General features: G+C 25.0%; 15 protein-coding genes and 1 pseudogene. 12 read left to right on the top strand and 4 right to left on the bottom strand.

Annotated elements, in window-relative coordinates; genetic code table 11:
- Nucleotides 1–19 precede the first annotated feature (19 nt).
- A complete protein-coding gene (locus XO10_RS01525; RefSeq protein WP_014295754.1) occupies nt 20–1,216 on the bottom strand; it encodes a serine dehydratase subunit alpha family protein in 1,197 nt (398 codons plus the stop codon).
- Nucleotides 1,217–1,242: 26 nt separating this feature from the next.
- The gene (locus tag XO10_RS01520) at nt 1,243–2,121 is read right to left on the bottom strand and encodes a DMT family transporter (protein WP_014295753.1); all 879 of its coding nucleotides are present in this window, start codon (nt 2,119–2,121) and stop codon (nt 1,243–1,245) included.
- Between the two features lie 257 nt (nt 2,122–2,378).
- Between XO10_RS01520 and XO10_RS01515 the strand changes: the two genes are divergently transcribed.
- Genes XO10_RS01515 through XO10_RS01470 form a run of 10 tightly spaced genes read left to right on the top strand, consistent with a single transcriptional unit; the run spans nt 2,379 to nt 15,296 of the window.
- Nucleotides 2,379–4,097, top strand: coding sequence for a cache domain-containing protein (locus tag XO10_RS01515; RefSeq protein WP_014295752.1), 1,719 nt, complete (start codon nt 2,379–2,381; stop codon nt 4,095–4,097).
- A gap of 31 nt (nt 4,098–4,128) precedes the next feature.
- The gene (locus XO10_RS01510; RefSeq protein ID WP_014295751.1) at nt 4,129–4,809 is read left to right on the top strand and encodes a GGDEF domain-containing protein; all 681 of its coding nucleotides are present in this window, start codon (nt 4,129–4,131) and stop codon (nt 4,807–4,809) included.
- A 19-nt stretch (nt 4,810–4,828) separates the two neighbouring features.
- Nucleotides 4,829–5,374, top strand: coding sequence for a SiaB family protein kinase (locus XO10_RS01505; protein ID WP_014295750.1), 546 nt, complete (start codon nt 4,829–4,831; stop codon nt 5,372–5,374).
- Nucleotides 5,375–5,385: 11 nt separating this feature from the next.
- Complete coding sequence (locus tag XO10_RS01500) at nt 5,386–5,763, top strand: DUF1987 domain-containing protein (protein WP_014295749.1); 378 nt, start codon at nt 5,386–5,388, stop codon at nt 5,761–5,763.
- Between the two features lie 18 nt (nt 5,764–5,781).
- Nucleotides 5,782–7,380, top strand: a complete 1,599-nt coding sequence (locus XO10_RS01495) for an ATP-binding protein (protein ID WP_175421046.1) — start codon at nt 5,782–5,784, stop codon at nt 7,378–7,380.
- Nucleotides 7,381–7,399: 19 nt separating this feature from the next.
- Complete coding sequence (locus XO10_RS01490; RefSeq protein ID WP_014295747.1) at nt 7,400–8,050, top strand: response regulator; 651 nt, start codon at nt 7,400–7,402, stop codon at nt 8,048–8,050.
- Between the two features lie 52 nt (nt 8,051–8,102).
- Entirely contained in the window at nt 8,103–12,293 is a 4,191-nt protein-coding gene (locus XO10_RS01485; protein WP_075780165.1) for a hypothetical protein, read from the top strand.
- Nucleotides 12,280–13,239, top strand: coding sequence for a Wadjet anti-phage system protein JetD domain-containing protein (locus XO10_RS01480; protein ID WP_014295745.1), 960 nt, complete (start codon nt 12,280–12,282; stop codon nt 13,237–13,239). Before XO10_RS01485 ends, XO10_RS01480 begins: the two co-directional genes overlap by 14 nt.
- Nucleotides 13,232–14,596, top strand: coding sequence for a hypothetical protein (locus tag XO10_RS01475; RefSeq protein WP_175421045.1), 1,365 nt, complete (start codon nt 13,232–13,234; stop codon nt 14,594–14,596). The genes XO10_RS01480 and XO10_RS01475 overlap by 8 nt, the downstream gene beginning before the upstream one ends.
- A 4-nt stretch (nt 14,597–14,600) precedes the next feature.
- Complete coding sequence (locus XO10_RS01470) at nt 14,601–15,296, top strand: DUF6063 family protein (RefSeq protein ID WP_156865364.1); 696 nt, start codon at nt 14,601–14,603, stop codon at nt 15,294–15,296.
- 46 nt (nt 15,297–15,342) lie between these two features.
- Here the strand turns inward: XO10_RS01470 and XO10_RS01465 are convergent, their stop codons facing one another.
- Nucleotides 15,343–16,692, bottom strand: a complete 1,350-nt coding sequence (locus XO10_RS01465; RefSeq protein WP_175421044.1) for an ATP-binding protein — start codon at nt 16,690–16,692, stop codon at nt 15,343–15,345.
- 275 nt (nt 16,693–16,967) lie between these two features.
- Between XO10_RS01465 and XO10_RS01460 the strand changes: the two genes are divergently transcribed.
- Nucleotides 16,968–17,693, top strand: a complete 726-nt coding sequence (locus XO10_RS01460) for a DNA alkylation repair protein (protein ID WP_014295741.1) — start codon at nt 16,968–16,970, stop codon at nt 17,691–17,693.
- Between the two features lie 154 nt (nt 17,694–17,847).
- Nucleotides 17,848–19,218 (top strand): ATP-binding protein, encoded by a 1,371-nt coding sequence (locus XO10_RS10770; RefSeq protein ID WP_368494256.1) that lies wholly within the window; start codon nt 17,848–17,850, stop codon nt 19,216–19,218.
- 96 nt (nt 19,219–19,314) lie between these two features.
- On the opposite strand, the pseudogene XO10_RS01450 reads toward XO10_RS10770, so the two are convergent.
- Nucleotides 19,315–19,724, bottom strand: a pseudogene (locus XO10_RS01450) (hypothetical protein); the annotation flags it as partial.

The following is a 19,724-nucleotide window of genomic DNA, read 5'->3' as shown; positions in this document are numbered from 1 at the left end:
TATGGACTCGCCTTTTATATTAGCATTTTCCGATAAAATCTAAAACATCTTCGTCAAACTTCTTAATAGAAGTTGTTAAAATTCCAACTCTTTTAATAGTTTCTTCAACATCGTCTGCAGCTATTCCGTTACCACACGGAATATTTATATTATTTAATGCAAGTTGAGCACTTTGAAGTGCCGTAAAACTTCCAGTTCCTGCTTTTAGCGCACAGCCTTTTTTAGCTCCATCGCAGGTTAAACCAAATAATGTAGAGAGAACATTATTAATAGCGTTTTTTATCTGATCACGATTTCCTCCTTTTAGATAAACTATACCTGCAGCAGCACCAGCTGGCGCAATAGAACCTGCACCACAAATTGGAGTTAAAACTCCTGTATATGCTTTTATATAGATAGTCACTAACATGCTTAATAATATAGCTTTTAATACTTTTTCATTATCATATTTTTTTCCAATTTCAATTACAGGTAATGTACAGGATAATCCTTGATTGCCACTTCCTGCAACAGTCATTACAGGCATTAACTCACCACTCATTCTTGCATCAACAGCAGCCTGAACAATATTTACCGGTTCATAATCAAGTACATTTCCGAAATTTTGAGGATTTTTTAAACCTCTTTCTGCAATACCAGTATTCATTTCAATTGCTTTTTCAAGTAATTCTCTAATATCTTCATCAAAATCTTCAATAAAATCCAAAATTTCATCAATTGAATAATCCTTAATTTTATCAAGTAAAGTTCCACCAGGTTCAAAAGGTTTATCTAAAATAGGTGTCCCGTCTTTTTCTATGTGAACGATATTATCATGTTTTCCTTCAATAATTACCTGAACATTGCTTTTTCCTCTTAAAACACAATTAACCTTTAAACCATTAAAATCCTTATTCACCTTAATCTTTACTTTTCCAAGATATTTATGCGATTCATCTATGCATTTCTGATTAACATTCTTTAAAACTTCAAGGCCTAAACTTGCATCGCCACATGTGTAAGATAATGCAGCTGCAATTTCTAAGCCTATAAATGGAGTTCCAGGAATATTTACTTCAAGACCGTTTTTATATGTATTTTTATCAAGTTCTACTTCTATCCTTTCAACTTCGCCTTCAAAATGTTTTTTAGCAGCTGCAACGGCCAAAGCAACAGCAATAGGTTCTGTACAGCCGTATGCGGGTTTAACCTGATCGAAAAGTATTTCTTTTAACATATTCAACCTCCTATATCTATTTTAATTTAAAAATTGGATTCCTGTGATTCAATAGAGGTAATGTCTATAATTGGAGCAGAAGCAACCATTAAAAAGCCTAAAACTTTTAAAACATTAAATTGTTCTGATAAAAAAATTGCAGATAAAACCGAAGCAAAAATTAATTCTAAAGGCATTAATAAGGCTAAAGTGTGAGATTGTAATTTTTTAAGTGCGAAATAATTTAAAGTTAATGGTACAAATGTTGCAAAAACTGCCAATAAAAATCCTGATAATAAGAATTTGGAACTTAAAGTTTCAAAACCGTTGGTAATTGACATTAAAATAAAGTAATAAATAAATGTTCCTAAAAAAGTGTAAAAACTATTTTCCAGAGGATTTGGATATTTTGTTTTTATATTTTCACTTACAGTAACTACAAAAAGAGCGTTTACAAAAGCAGCAAATAAAACCATTATAGTTCCAAAAATCAGGCTTTCATTTTGCAAAAATGCTTTTTCACCCATATTGGCAATTAAAACTCCTGCAAAAGATAAGCCTACCGCAACTGCATTATAAAAGTTGAGCTTTCTATTAGTAGTTTTCGTTTGTAATAGAGAAACAAAAATAGGGTTGGTGAAATATACTACAGTTGCATAAGCTGGGCTTAGATATTGAAGTCCCAAAAAAAATGAATAGGCAGCTATTCCATAATTAACAATTCCTAAACTGCCAAAAATAAAAAATTTTTTAAATTTAAACTTATACCCAAACCCCATAAATAAAACAAGAGCAATTAAAAAAGAAAAAAAGAATCTTAAAAATAGGATTTGCGTAACAGTAGCACCTAAAGTATAGGAAAATTTACCTAATACAGACGTTATAGATGATGAAAATGCTGAGACTACAGCTAACCAATAATGCAACCTGATCACTCCAAAAATTCAATTTCATCTCCATTATAACCTTTATTGAAAAATTTTTCAATATAAAAAATTAAGTGTATAATCAATTATACTAGATTATACACTTAATAACTAACTCTTATTGTGTATATTTGTAATTTATACTGTTAAAAAGACTCTTTTCAAAAATAAAAAAACAGTATGATTTTCTTGAATTTACAATTCCTATTTTTTTTGATATAATGATATTATAATATTTTGTTATCGAGAGGTGAATGATGGCTATAAGTGATTTTAAAAAAAATAGACTGCTTAGTTTAGCTTTGATTATTTCATTTATAATTATTACAACTATCAGCGTTATTTCTGCTGTATATTATTATAATACAAATTTAAATAAATCACAGGATTATATTAAAAGTGAAAATTCTGTAATCTCAACATTTATTGATGATTACTTTACTGAATTAATACATATCATTGAAACATTTGCCAATGATAAAGATTTTATTAATGGCGGTTTTTCTAAGGAAAGTGAGAAAAAAGTTTTGGAAACATTAAGAAATTATAGAAACGCAAATAAAAATATTGAGTTTATATATACTGGATACAAAAATAAAAAAATAATCATTGATAATTGGGAAGTTCCTGAAGACTATGATCCAACTATAAGGCCGTGGTATACAGAAGGTCTTAAAGATCCGAATTCGGTGTATATTGGAACACCATATAGAGAATATACAAGCAAACAATGGTTAATTTCAACAGGAAAGGCTCTGATAAAAGATGGAGAAGTTGTAGGTGTCCTTTCTGCCGATTGTTCAATAAAAGATTTTGTAAATCTTATTAACAGTGAATTAAGCTATAAAACAGGACAATCTTTTGTAATAAATAAAGATGGAATGGTTATCTTACATAAAGATCTTGAATATATAAATAAAAAATTATTTAATGATTTAAGTGAATTTAAAGGAAATAATGGAATTATTAAATCAACTTTTAATTCGAAAAAATATTATATTGCCTACACAAGATTGCCTTCAACAGGATGGTATGTTATTACAATGGTTGAAGCTTCGGAAATTACTTCGCCTGTTATAAAGGGTGTGAGTTTGTATTCAGTAGTTCTATTGACATTATTAATAGCATTCTTATATATTCAAAATATAGTATATTCTAATTTAAAATTAAAAAAGACTCTTGAAGAAAAGAATAAAGTTCTTGAAAAAACTAATAGAAAATTAACTGATAGTATAAATTATGCCAGGCATATTCAAAATTCAATTCTTCCATCTGAAAATAGTTTAAAAAATTATTTTGAAGATATTTTTGTTTTCTGGAATCCAGCAAATGGTGTTGGTGGCGATTTTTATTGGTTTAAACAAAATGATGACGGATCATATTATCTTGCAATAGTTGATTGTACTGGACATGGAGTTCCAGGTGCATTGATGACAATGACAGTAAATTCCATTTTAAATAGAATAACAGAAGATTTTAATCATTTATCCCTTTCAGAAATACTTAATAGATTAAATCTCATATTTAAAAAAACATTAAATTCAAATAAAAAGGATTTTAGAATGGACGATGGTTTAGAAATTGGTATCTGTCATATAATTCCTGATGAAAACAGATTATTATATGCCGGTGCCGGGATATCTTTATATTATACTAATAATGGAGAAGTAACAAGAATAAAAGGGAAAAATATTGGAATAGGATATAAAAGATCAAAAACACATTATGATTTTGAAGAGATATCGATAGATATAGAAAAAAATATGAATTTTTATCTAGCAACTGATGGATTTGAAGATCAAAATGATCCACAAAATAAGAGATTTGGAAGAAAGAAATTTATACAGTTGCTTCGTGAAATACAAATATATCCAATGGAAAAACAAAAGGAAATATTACAAAAAGCATTATATGAACATATGAATGGAGAAGAACAGCGAGATGATATAACCATTTTAGGGTTTAAATTGAGGTGATATTATTTTAGAAAAAAATTTTAAAATAGAAATGGAAATATTAAATCACGCTAAACAAATACTAAAAGATGAACAAATAACTTTTGAGAAATTAAAAGAGGAATATAAATATCTAATTGAAAAATATGAAAAATTACTAAAAGAGGTTGTAAAGATAACCAATATTTCTGATATTCAGGGAAACTATTTACACAAACTAAAAGATGAGCTATTAATTTCAAATAAAAAATTGAAAAATTTATCTGAAAGAGATAAATTGACAAATTTATATAATCGATTAAAATTTGATAAAGTAATCTCTCAGGAGATAGAATATGCTAAAAGGTATAATCGTATTTTTTCATTAGTTTTGTGTGATATTGATTATTTTAAAAATATTAATGATACCTATGGTCATAACTTTGGAGACGAAGTTTTAGTAGCGTTTTCAAAGCTTTTGATTCAAAATTTAAGAAAAATTGATTATGTTTTTAGATGGGGCGGAGATGAATTTATTATCCTTTTGCCGGAAACAAATAAATTTGAAGCACATAAAGTTGCTGAAAAACTAAAAAGAAAAATTTTGCAGGATAAATTTCTGAAAAAGATTAATTTAACAGCTAGCTTTGGAGTTGAAGAATATAAAAAGGGTTTGAGTATAGATGAGGTTATTGAATTGGCAGACAAAGCTTTATATAAATCTAAAGAAAATGGGAGAAATATGATTTCTTAATTATTTAGGGGGGAGAGAATTGAATCCAAAAAAGATTTTAGAATTGAAAAACAAAATTACAGAAAATAATGTAATAATTAGTTTTATAGGACCTTTTTCGCAGGGTATTATAGAAGAAATTGGAAGTGCGTTACGAGAACATTTAAAAAATGATCCTGATCTGAGTGTAGGATCAAATAATGTTTTCTCAGTATTTATTGAACAAAGCCAGAATATAAAAAACTATGAACGTATTCTTTCAAAAGAGGATATTAATAAAGTTCATCTTGATTCTATTTTATTAGTAGGTAAAGATGGTGAAAATTATTTTATTTGTTCAGGAAATGCAATAAGAGAAGAGCATATAAATGGAGTAAAAAAAAGATTGGATGAGATTAATTCTCTTGAAAAGTCTGAAATAAAAAAATTATATAAAAAGAAATTACGCGAGAGTATAAATAGTAATACTGGTGGGGCTGGATTGGGTTTTTTGGAAATGGCAAGACATTCAAAAGGAAAATTAGAGTATGAATTCATAAAACTTGAAAATAATTTTTATTATTTCATACTAATAGTAAAAATATAGGAGGGACAATAATGGAAAAATTATATATTAAACCAACAAAATCTACACCTGAAATAAATTTTGATCCAGAAAAAAGGAAATTATCTATACGTGGTGAATCTTATCCGGAAAATTCTTTTGAATTTTATAATCCAATATTTAAATGGTTAGAAGATTTTTTTAATGAAATTTCTGATGAAGAAGTAATTTTTGAATTTGAAATTAGTTATTTAAATACAAGCAGCACAAAATCTATAATGTTTATATTAGATATACTTGAAGAAGCTTATGAAGAAAATAAAAAAATAAAAATAAACTGGTATTATGATGAAGATAATGAATTTTCATATGAAATTGCAGAAAATTTTATGGAGGATTTAAATATTCCATTTGAAATGATAAAAAAGTAAAACTCTTGAGGTGACATTATGAAAAATATGTCTGAAAATATCTTTTTTAATGAAATTAATAACTTAAAAGAACATGAAGAATTTATCAAAAAAGATATTTCATACGAAGAATTAAAATCACATTATAATGATCTAATAAAGAGTTATAAACGCTTATTAAAACAAACACAAAAAATTTCAAAAATAAGCGATATTAATCATAGATTACTTAATGAAACCAAAACGCATCTGAAATTACTTCTGGATAATTCAGAAGAAGGATTTCTTGCATTTGGGAAGGATTTTTTAGTTTACAATGAATATAGTCACGAATGTTTGAATATTTTTAACATGGAAGATATTTCAAAAAAAAATATATTCGAGTTACTCTTTGAAAAGGATTATGACATAGAAAAAAGAATTTTTGAACATATTTTTGAAGATTCGGAAAAGGAAGATGTTTATTTAGAACTTTTACCGCAGGAAATAAAAAGAAAAGATAAAATTTTAAAGGTTAGATATAAGATTATATATATGAATTCTGAAAAAAGAATTATGTGTATAATAAAAGACATAACTGAAAAAAAACAGCTGGAAAAAAATCTCGAAATAGAAAAAAATAACAATAAAATGTTATTAAATGTGATAATATATAAAGATTTAGTAAAAAAATACATAGACGATTATCTTCAATATGTTACTTCTAAAATATATGAAGATATAGAATTATATACCATTGAAAAATTTATATCAGAATTTTATAGAAAAATTCATACATATAAAGGAATATTTTTACAATGGAATATGTTGAAATTTGGTAAAGAATTGGATAAACTTGAAAATGAGATAAATATATTAAAAGAATCAAACATCAAGAGTAAAGCTGAAATAATATCTTTTATTAAAAAGAAAAAAATGGATACATATTTAATGTATGAACTGGATCTAATAAAAAAAGTATTGGGTAAAGAATTTCTAAATAATGAGATGATCTGGGTTGATAAAAAGAAGATACTTTCCTTAGAAGAATATGTACAAAAGAGTATTCCAGAAGATCAGGCAGAATATATATTAAAAGAATTAAAAAGATTATATTATAAAGATTTCAACAATCTTTTTAATATGTATAAAAACTATACTATAGATCTTGCTGAAAAATTTGAAAAGAAAATAGATAATTTTATAGTTGAAGTTGATGATAATATACTTTTTGATCCAGAAATATTTTACAATTTCAATAAATCACTTATTCACATATTTAGAAATATAATAGTTCATGGGATTGAATATCCACAGGAACGTTCAATATTAGGAAAATCTTACGGTGGGAATATATATTGTAAAGTTTATACTGAAAATAATGAAATACATATAAAAATTTCCGATGATGGTAAAGGTATTGATAAGCAAAAATTAAAAGAGAAGGCTGAGAAAGAAAATATAAAAGAAAAAGATATACTAAATCTTATATTTAGAGATGGAATTACAACGAAAGAAAATCCTGATGAATATGGAGGTAAAGGTGTTGGTTTATCTGCAGTAAAAGAAGAAATTGAAAAACTTAATGGTAAAATACTGGTTTACTCAGAAGAAAATAAAGGGACTACATTTGAGTTTATACTTCCTGAAAATTTTTAATAGAGGTGATTGAATATATATGGCCAAAATATTAATTGTTGAAGATAATATAGTTGTAAGAAAAGACTTAAAGAAAATTATTGAAAGTCTTGGCCATACAGTAATTGGCGAATTAGAAGATAGTAATAATTTAGTTAATTTGTATCAAAAGTTACAACCGGATATAATAACCCTGGATCTGGTTTTGAAAAAGAGCAATGGATTAGATGCATTAAAAAAACTTAAAAAAAATTTCCCGGATTCAAAAGTAATAATTATTAGTGTTACAAATAATAAAAAAGAAATTTTTGATGCTTTAAATTTCGGTGCTGATTATTTTATCATAAAACCAATCACCGAAGAAAAATTAAGAAAAGCACTTAATAAAATCTTTATTTCACCAAATAAAGTTTCTAAAATAAGGAATTTGTACAAAAAACAGGATGAAGAAGATATAGTTGAAGTTTACAATATAGATGGAGTTTTAAAGATATATATAAAAAAACCAATAAGCGGGAGAGTTCTTGAAAAGATAAATAAGGTAGTTGATGGGCTTCTAATAATAAAACCTCTAAAGATTGTATTTACGTACTTTGATAATGAACATAACATATTTGCATTAAAAAAATCGTTAAATGATATAATGTTAAAAATAAAGCGACATGGTGGCGATGTCGATATTGAAATATAATGTATTGATAATTGAAAACTAATTTAATATATAAATCTGGGAGAAGATTAATATGCCTAAAATAGATAGTTTTAGAATAATTAATGTTGATTATGATAATAAAACAAAGAAAATAAATGATCTATATATTGAAATGTCTGGAAAAAATACCAATATTATAATAGCTAATGGTTCTGGTAAAACCTTTATTATTTCATTGTTATTCCAAACAATTATTCCTGGACAAATCTCTGCAGAGGGTAGAACCTTTGAGACAATGCTAAAGGATATTGAGGGAACAGCACATATAACATTATGTCATATACTCGATAACAATAAGAAACTAATTACAGGGTTTGTTGCTAAAAAGGCGGAAAGGATAAATTATTATAATTACACTATAGAAATTCCATATGATTATACATTAAAGGATATAGAATATGTAAAAGAAAATGGTGAAGTTGTAGAATATAATGAATTTCGTGAATACCTTGAAAGAAATAAGAAAGTATATAACATAAGAATATTCGGTGAAACCTTAAAAAGTGAATATAGAAAATATCTTGAAACATATAGAATATTTAAAAGTGAATGGGAAATGATGGCACGTACCAATCGTATCGAAGGTGGGGTATCGGAGTTTATATCCTCTGGAGCAAGGAAAAGTACAGAAAAACTACTTTCTCAATTTATTATACCGAATATTACGTATTCTTTGAAAAGAAAGAAATCAAATAATGAAATTGCTGAAGCTTTCAAAAAACAAATTGACAATATTAAAAATCTACCAATATGGGAAAAACAGATTGAAGATAGTAAAAGGGTAGAAAATCTATTTAAAGTGCAGGTAGAAAAACTGGAAAAATTATATCAAACGCAGATTGAAATTAATAAAAAGATATATACATTATTTGAAATAAATAGATTATTAAAAATTCAAAAAGAAGAATATAAAGAAGAGTATGTGAAAAACACGGCTATTTTTGAAAATCTTCAAAATGAAATAAATTTTATTTATCATAAAATTGAAAATATAAAAAACGGTTATTTATTATATCAATTAAAAAATAATGAGAAAAAACTTAAAAAAATTGAAGATTCAAAATACGAATATGAAAGGTTAATTGAAGAAGAGGAAGAAAAAATATCCTTAAAAAAAGCGTTGGATGAGTATCTCGAATATTGTGAATTAGAAAATGAGATAAATGTTATTGATGAAGAAATAAAAAATAAGAGTTCAAATAAAGATTTAAAAAGAGAAATAAAAAAGGTATCTTCAAAATTATATGATTATTATGATATGCAAATAAAAGAATTAAATAAAAAATTAAGGGATCTGGAATCAAATATATATAAACTTGAAGTTAGACGAGATAAAGTTATAAAAATCATATCTGAAAAAAATAATAGAATCAAAACACTTGTTAATGATATAAAATACCTTGAAAGAAAGCTATCCGAGATAAATAAAATAATTGAAATTAAAAAGATAAAAACACTTGATATTCAAATAGAAGAGATAAAGAATAAAGTAAATGTTATTCAGGAAAAGATTAGTGAAATAAACATCAATATAAAAACCATTGATAATGATTTAATAGGTAATACAAGTAAAAAAGAAAACTTAGTCGAAAAAATAAAAGAATTAAAAGATGAATATGAAAAGTTTAAGGAGTTATATAATGATATTGATGCTCTAAAAAAACTGTATGGAGTAAAAACTTTTAAAGTGTTATATATAGAGATTTTAGAAAATTCAAAAAAGTTGCTTATTGAAAAAGAATCAATTTCAAAAAAAATAACAGCTATAGATATTTTAATGGATAGAATTAAAAGAGATAATTATATTCCAATACCGGAATCTATAGAAAAACTTGATAATTATCTTCAGGAGAAAAATTTTTATGATTATACAACAGGATATAAATTATTAAGAGATGGAATAGAACACAAAAATCCAATATTGTTAAATTCTATTATAGTGGAAAAAAAGGATATAAAAAAATTATCTGAAAAACTTAGAAAATATAGATTTTCAAATGACATAATTTTTATACAAAATAGGGAAAATCTTGCAAATTATGAAATAAATGATAGTATTTATAATTCTGGAATTCAGATAATTATGAATGATTATCATAAATTTGTTTCTGGTGAAATTTCTATTGAAGAATTATATGAGAGATATAAAACAGATAAAGAAAAATTAGAAAAAGAACTGGAAAGTATATCCGAAGAATACAATCGTATAAAAGAATATCAGGATATTGTAATTAAATTTGAAAATCTATATGGAAAAAATGATATTGAAAAAGATAATGAATTTCAAGAAAGAATAAAGGTTTTAGAAAAAGATAAAGATAATATCCTATTAAAGATTTCAAAATTAAATTCTGAAAAAGCAGAACTTATCAATGAAAAATCCAGATTAGAAACGGAAATAAAAGAGATATCAAATAAGTTAAATCAGTTACTGGAAAAACAGATGAAAATTAGAGATATTCGAAACACATTAAATGACCGATTTGGAATAGATATATTCCAGATAAATGAATTCAATAAAAAATTATATAGAGAAAAAGAATCTATAGATCTCAAATTATTGGAATTAAACAAAGAGCTGGAAAAACTTAAAGAAGAAAAGAGATACATCAGTGCAGAAAAAGATGAAACATTTTTAAAAAAGTCTGAATATAAATCATATTTAAATATATATGAAAAGGGAATATGGAAATATGAAAACGAAGATATTTATGAATTGTCTTCACGCTATGAATATCTTATACAGCAAATTGATACAAAAGAATTATATAAAAGGAAAGAAAAATTACAGAAAAAGCTCAATAATAAATTACAGAAAATAAAACGCTATAAATATGAATTGGAAACACTTGAAAATCTTAAAAATGCAGAATTAAAAGATGAAAGTTATTATCGAAGTAATATTAGGCGTTATAGAAATGAAATAGGTGAATTCAATAGAGAAATTGGAAAAATTGAAGCCGAAATAAAATTGTTGAAAAAGGATATAACCAATTTTGAAGTAGAAGAAATTCCTGAAGAAAAATATATTATTTTAAAAGAAAAATTTGAAAAAGAATTATCCGACAAAAAAGAAAATTTATCAGTAATTGAAAATCAAATAAACGCGCTTGAAAAAAATATAGAGCGCCTGGAAATGAATATAAATGATGAAGAAAAATTACTTCAACCATATGAATTCCCTGGAAAACAGATAATAACAAATTTATCAGTATTTCAAAAAGAACATTTGCATAATAATTTTATAGCAGTTTTTCAGGAATTAAAAGATCTGGAAAATACCGAAAAGAAGAAAAGGGAAGAGATATCAGATGGTTGGCAGAAAATGAAATTATTAATTTCAGAAGAAGGATTTGATTTAATAGTAAATATGGGATTTTTGTATGAAAGAAATGATTTTCAATTTAACTATGAAACCGCTAAAAATCTCTATATAACAGTAAAAGATTTAATAGAAAAGAAAATTAACACATTAAAAAGTTATAAAGAAAAAGCCATGCGATTTAAAAATGAGATGATAAAAAATATTCTGAGTGAAGTTTCAATATACATGTCAGCATTAAAAAAACTCTCAAAATATTCAGAAATATATGTTGAAGATAGAAAAATTGAAACAATAAAAATAATATTTAATAAATATAACGAAGAAGAAGCATATTCAAAAATTTCAGAGTATATAGATGAAATAATAAAGCATATCACAGATAAAAACAACGAAAAGTTTAAAAGCGAAGAGGAGATAACGAAGTATATAAATATTAGTTTTTCAATTTTTAATCTCTTAAAAGTGGTTAATAATGGACCGATAAAGATTAAAATATTAAAACCGGATAAAACATTTGAAAATCCACGATGGTATTTTCTTGAAAATGTATCAGCCTGGTCTGGTGGAGAAAAGTTCTTTGCATTTTTTTCAATATACATATCAATTGTAAAAGTATTAAAAAATAATATTGGCGGAAATATGGTTGTTATATCAGATAATCCATTTGGAAAGGCAAGTTCAGAACATATACTTTCACCATTAATGATACTCATGAAAAAGAATAATGCACAATTCATCACCTTTACGGCACATAATGACATGAATATATCCAGATATTTTAATTATAATTATAGCCTTGTCCTTGTAAAAAATAAGGTTGTTTCTAATAACATATTAAAAATAGCCAGAAAAGAACATAAAGAAACATTTGAAAAAGGGTATTATGTGGAATGGTGAAAATATGAATTTAAAAAAATATCTTGAATCATATAAAAAGAAATATATCACCTATGAAGAACTGGAAAAAATTTCAAATAATGAATATGAAGAAATATATAAAAAAATAACAAATTTAATGAATAAAGGAATTCTAATACCTGTAAAAAATAAAAAAGAAAATGGAAGATATCCCTCATTACCGGCCAAATATCGTATAAATATAAATAATAAAAAAGACGAACTCTTTTTATTACATCCTAAAATAAATATAGATTATTATTTAAACCATATAAATGAGTATCAAAAAGATAGAGAAATTATTTTGAAGATAGATAATTACTTGAAAAACGGTGATAAAAAGTATGTTGCTATGCGTGAAAGGGCCTATGAAATATTTGATAATGAAAAGGCATTTGAAAGGGATAGAGAAGTACTAAATGTATTAAGAAACATAAAAATAAACATAAAAGAAGATTTATATACCTTTGATTCAAGAGAACCATTTTATATATTTGCATTTAATAACAATATAAAAAAGGTTTTAATATCAGAAAATCAAACACCATTTTATAATTTTTATCTTTTACACCAAGAAGGAATAAATCCTTTTGATGCAGTTATATTTGGCGAAGGAAAAAAGATTTTACGCAGTTTTGAATTTATATATGAATATGTGCCTGTTAATACCATTTTTTATTATTGGGGAGATATAGATTATGATGGTATATTTATTCTAAACAAATTAATAGAAAGATATAATAAACATCATATTATCCCCTGGGAAAAGGGATATAAAGCTATGCTTAATCAAAAATCTAAAAAAAGCAAGGAAAGAAAGTTCAGTATAAAAAGTGAAAATAACCTTATAAAAGAGTTATTAAATATAATAAGAGAAGGGAAGAATATTCCTCAGGAAGCAATTAATTATCAGTTATTAAAAAAGCTGGTGAGTGAAAGTGTTTAAAACATTTCATGAAAGAGTTTTTACAATTGGAGAATTTGCAGCATTATATAGAAATCTCACATCCTTTAAAAAAATTTCTCCTTCACGTTCTTTCTCAATTGGAATACTCATGCTAATATATATATTTAATAAAACACTTGAAGGTGAAAAAGAGGTTGAAGTTAAATCTATAATAGAAAATATGAAAAATATAGATAATAAAATATCTGAGGATCTATTAAAGGAAATATTTGAAAGACTAATCTTTGAAAATGGTTTTAATGGTTTGTCTTTTCAATATTATGATTATGTAGAGGGAATAGAGAAAAAAATAAAATATAACTTTCTTGATATACTTCCCAAAAGGGATATTAGCGGAATAAAAACGGTGGTTTCTTTAACAAAGTCAGGCAAGGATTTTATGCTTAAAACACTGGAAGTTTATAAAGAGCTACAGATAACCATGGAATTATTATTTCTTCAAGAACAATTTAGAAAAGGAACATTTATAAATGCAAGAAACTCAGCTGAAAAATTGAAATTAGTGGTTTCATCAGAGCTGGAAAATATTGAAAAATTAATATATGAAATCCGCAGAGCTCCATGGAGAGTGGAATTTAAAAAAATAGAGGAAACGTATGATTTTACTCTAAATCAATTACAAAATGAAAAACAAATATTTGACAGGATATTCTTTTTAATTGATGAATACAATCTTGATACTTTATCAGAAGAAAAAGCAAAAAATCTGAATTATATAAAGAAAATATTATTAGAATCAAGGGAAATGCATTCCAGATTGCTTACAAAGTATCAACAGATAACAACGGAAATCATGAGAGCTGGTGAAAAGAACTTCTGGGAACATATAATAAATGAAATAAATATTGAAAAGAAATACCTTGATAAATTATTTTTATACAAAGAATTAAATCCTTTTTCAATATACATATTTTCATCATTAAAACCAAAAAAAAGCATAGCCTTTAATGTATTCTTTAATAATTCATATGAACATAATCAAAAGAGCAGTATAATTTTAGATGAAAATGAAGTAGAAAATATAGACGAACAAAAAATGATAGAAGAAATGCAAATTTCTTTTCTAAAAAAATTATTAAAAGCTTTAAAAGAGGTCGAAAATAAAATATATTTAAGTCAGATTATAGAAAAACCAAATAAAATTATCCTGGATACAGTCTTATATATGCACCAGCTAAAGACAATAAATATTACCAGAGAGCCGTTATTTAAAAAAGCTTTAAAAGATTTCAACGAAATATTTGAATTTAAAAAAATACATATTATACCCCTTGAAGAGGAAATAACAATTGAAGATTTTACATTTACAGAATACATATTTAAAAAATCAAGGTGAGAAAATGGAATCCATAGAGAATGCAATACAGATAATAACAAAATTAATAGAAAAAACAGAGATTTCAGAAGAGGAAAATAGAGAATTAATTCATATATATTTCAATGATGAAGAAGTAAAAAAAATTGTTGAAATATTTGCTGAAAAAGCCAACCTTTCATTATATGAATCTCCATCGGAAAATTATATATGTATTATTCCACGAAGTGTAAGAAGTATTTACGCCTACACTAAAGATGATATATATAAGCGATACGGATTAGAAAAAAATTCATATATGTTATTTATGTTCTATACATTTTGTATATTGCATATCTTTAATGACTTACAGGAAATTAGCGTGAAGGTTGATAAAGTATATGAAATAGCAGAAGAGTATATAAACAAAATAAAAACAGACCTTTCAAAAGAAAATATCAATCAAAAATACAATTGGAATTTTGAAGGGCTTATAAAAATATGGGATGAAATGAAAGAAATTTCGAGAAGTGATTTAACAAAAGAAAGAAGCAGTATTCATAATAAAATCGGTATGTTGAAAAAAACAATAAATATATTAAGTGAAGAAAAAATTATTGAATATATAGGCGAAAGCATAAATGCCATAAAAATGACTGAAAAAACGCATGCAATTATATTTGAACTTTCAAAAAACGATACATATCTTACATTAAAAAAATATTTTGAGGAAAGAGACTGATAAATTAAAACTCTTCTGGAAATTACAATCCAGAAGAGTTTGTTTTTTAAAAATCTTCAGGGGTAAGCAAAAATAAATTTTTATCTTTTAAACTAAGTAAATCTTCTGCAAATCCGCTTTTAGAAAAAATCACAAATTTCTTATTTTTATTTCCGTAATTTACAAATTCGCTCCTCAATTTTAATTTATCATAAATGGATAAATCAACTTTTTTGTTATTCCATTTACATTCGCCGAAAAGTATATTATTCTCATCATAAGCTACAATGTCAATATCATACGACTCATTTTTCTTATAAGGAACCCGTCCCCATACTTTTCCAATATTTTCAGGTATAAAGTCAAATAATTGAGGATTTTCCTGGATAAAAGTTTTACATATCTCTTCAAATTGAAAACCCATATATGTATTAAATTCATTATAAATCTTTTTAATTGCCTTTTCAGGAAAAAATTCAATTAAAGAGTAATTTCTATAAATATGATAAAAAAAGAAATTATAAAACTTATCCTTTATAGAATAACGAATATCTTTATTTTTCTTTGAAAACAACGATTTTTCTCTTGAAATGATTTCGTATATATCGCTCAATTCATTTAAATATTTTGGCAGACTTGTTTGTGGGATTTTAGAAATATCCTTTATTTCAGATGTTGTTTTCATGCCACCAGCAAGTGCTTCAAGAATTGAAAAATATGACTTATGTTCAGAGCCGAATTCGCTTATTAAAATATTCTTGGCTTCTTCTCGTAAAGGGGAAAAATCATCAATAAAAATATCATAAATTAAACTTTTTATATCTTTTTTTTCTTTAAAAAGCCATAAATATTTTGGAATTCCTCCTACCATCCCATAAATTTCCAGAGACTCAATAATATTATATCCAAAATCCTTGAGCATAATAAGAGAATCTTTTAATGAGAAATCTTTTATTTTCAAAAAATAATCACTTCGCCCAAATAATGGCATCTTTTCTTCCATAAATATTTTTTTAATCATTCCAACATATGAACCTAAAACAATTAATTTAATATTATTTTCAGTATCATCCCAGGCATGTTGAAAAGCATATAAAATTTCCGGATTGATTTTATAGAAATTTTGAAATTCATCAAAAATAACATAATCATATTTTTCAAACAGCTCTGTAAATAAATCATACCAACGCATATATATACTTTTTGAAAAAGCTAAACTTAACTCTTTTAACAGTGTTTCTTCCTTTTTTACTTCAACAAAATAATAGAATGAATTATATTCATTTTTAAAAGCTTTTTTAATTAATGTAGTCTTTCCAATTCTTCTTCTTCCATATAAAACAATAAATTTTTTATCTTTAGAATTCTTAATTTTTTCAAAAAAATCCAATTCCTTTTTTCTATTATAGAATTTCATATTCTCACCTCGGTATTATACTAATCAGTATTATACTATATATAATTATACTATCCAGTATAATTATATACCGTTTAAATTTATTTGTCAATAGAAATATTACTTTAAAATGATAAAATAAAATTGGAATATAGTCAAAATTTTTTAATATTATTATTGACTTTATTCCAGAAAAATTATGATATTATATAAGAATATAGAATTTAATCTAAAAAGAAAGTGGTTAAATTGGAGTTTTTTAAAAACTTATCAAGAAGTTAAAAAAGAGAAGTGTTATGAAAAAAATTGAATTTTTTGGTGGTGATATAATGGGAAGAATTGAAAAAATCATTTCTGAAATATCTGAATTTAAAAATAGTGAAAGAGCCGAACATTCTCAAAAGTATTTTAAAGGTAATGATGGGTATGGAAAAGGAGATAAATTTTTGGGAATAAAAGTTCCTATTATAAGAAGATTTGCAAAAAAATACAAAGATTTAGATTTTTCAGAAATTGAGAAATTTTTAAATTCTGAATATCATGAATTTAGATTATTAGCTCTTTTTATATTGACACACAAATATAAAAAATATCCTGATAAAGTAGTAGAAGTATATCTAAAAAATATTGATAATGTAAACAATTGGGATCTTGTAGATAGTTCTGCACCACACATTTTAGGTGCATATTTATATGAAAAGGATAAAAGTCTTCTGTATGATTTTGCGAAGTCAAATAATTTATGGAAGCAAAGGATAGCCATCTTATCAACTTTTTATTTTATTAAAAGGAATGATTTTAGTGATGCACTTAGAATATCTGAAATTCTTATTAATCATGAACATCATCTAATTCATAAAGCAGTTGGATGGATGTTACGTGAAATAGGAAAAAGAAATAAAAAAGTTGAAGATGAATTTTTAAAGAAATATTATGAGAAAATGCCGAGAACAATGTTAAGATATGCAATTGAAAAGTATCCAGAAACTGAAAGAAAAAAATATTTGAAAGGTGAAGTTTAAAAATTTCTAAGAAATTATAGACTTGTCAGAATAAAAACAAGCTGAGATTTTTCAGCTTGTTTTTTTATTTAGATTTTTATGATATAATTATAAGTGTTATTATACTAATTTAAATTATACTAATCTAGTTTAGTATAATTAATTGTGAGGTGATATTATTTTTATAGACAGATTTGAAGAAAGAGAATTTTTTGAAAAGATATTAAATTCAAATAAAAAAGAGGTATTTGTATTATATGGTCGTCGAAGAATAGGAAAGAGTTTTTTATTAAAAGAAGTTACAAAAAATAAAAACATATTATATTATACAGCTAGAAAAATTTCTCCAAAAGAGCAATTAAAAACATTTTCCAATAAAGTTGGAGAATTTTTGAAATTTGGAAAAATATCTTTTGAAAATTGGGAAGATGCTTTTAGGGTTTTATTCGAATATTCAAATAGAGAAAGTATAATCATGGTTCTTGATGAATTTCAATATTTAGTTGAAAAAAATCAGGAAATACTTTCTATATTACAATTATTAATTGATGAGTTTGTATCATCAAAAATGAAATTAATCCTATGTGGTTCGAGCATAAGTTTTATGGAAGGTATTTTAAGTTATAATAATCCATTATATGGTAGAAAAACAGGAAATCTAAAATTAAATCCCATAGCCTTTAAAGATATTAATTTATTTATTCCAGATAATGATTACCATTCATTAATGACAATTTATTCCATTATTGGTGGAGTTCCATATTATCTTCAATTGTGGAATAGTCAATTAGATATATTAAAAAACATAGAAAATTTATTTTTAACTCTTGGGGCACCCTTAAAAGAAGAGCCATATTTTATTTTAACACAGGAATTAAGAGAAACATCTATTTATCAATCAATTCTTGAAGCAGTCGCCAGTGGAAAAACAAGAATTAACGAAATAACCTCATTTATTGGTGAAACCGATTCAAGAAGGATACAGCCTTATTTAAAATCATTGCAGCTTTTAAAAATAGTAAAAAGGGAATATCCTGCTTTTACTAAAAATCCACATAGAATAAAGAACTTTATATATAAAATCGATGATCAATTATTTAATTTCTGGTATAGATACATTTTCCCACATAAAGATAGTGTTGATTTAAATGATTATTCCAATGTTATTGAAATTATAAAAAATGATTTGACGCAATATGTTTCTTTTGAGTTTGAAAAACAAAGCATAATATTTTTGAAAGAAAAATTTAATCTTGCTGAAGCAGGTAATTATTGGAATAAAAATATTGAAATAGATATGCTTGGAAAGGATTTTGAAAATAAAATATATGCTGCAGAAATAAAATGGAGAAATAGGAAGATGAATATAAAAGATTTTTATAACCTAAAATTCAAAACAGAAAAATCTAAAATAAGTGTGGATAATTTTATTTTGGTATCAAAAAGCGGATTTGAAGAAAATCTAATTTCATTGGCCAAAGAAGAAAAAATTACACTTATAGAATTTACAAAAGAAAAGGGATGGAAAATTGTAAATATCAAGTAACCTTGGAAAGAACCAATTTATTTTACCATATACAGAGGATTATATAATTGAGAAAATTTAATAGATATAATAAAATCCCTATTTATAGGGATTTTGTTATAAGAATTTATCAATAATCTCATCAATCAAAATTCTTTCGTCATCTTCAAAAGAGTAATAACCTAAAGCAATTCTTTTTTGACCAAGACCATATTTAATTGCAAAATCACGAATCTTGCTTTTTGGATAAGGAGTGATGGACCATTTAATATCGTATCGAACGCAATTTCTTAAAAACACATCAAAAACTTTCATTTCCTCATCACTGAGCTTAAAATAATTAAAAACAAACTCCTTAAAGTTCTTTGGTTTCTTAAAAAGCTCAGTGATGAGTTTTTTTCTTGCTAAATAGAATAAACAGCCTTCGGCAGTCTGAGGATTATTATTTTTATTCAGTAAATTATCTATGAGAATTTTCTCATGAAAATTCTCCATCATAACATTAAAAAAATACATCTTCTCATAAT

It is taken from the genome of Marinitoga sp. 1135, from assembly GCF_013363245.1.
Classification (GTDB): domain Bacteria; phylum Thermotogota; class Thermotogae; order Petrotogales; family Petrotogaceae; genus Marinitoga; species Marinitoga piezophila.
The sequence above is the reverse complement of the archived record's forward strand: the minus strand, read 5'-3'. Positions and strand labels throughout refer to the sequence as shown.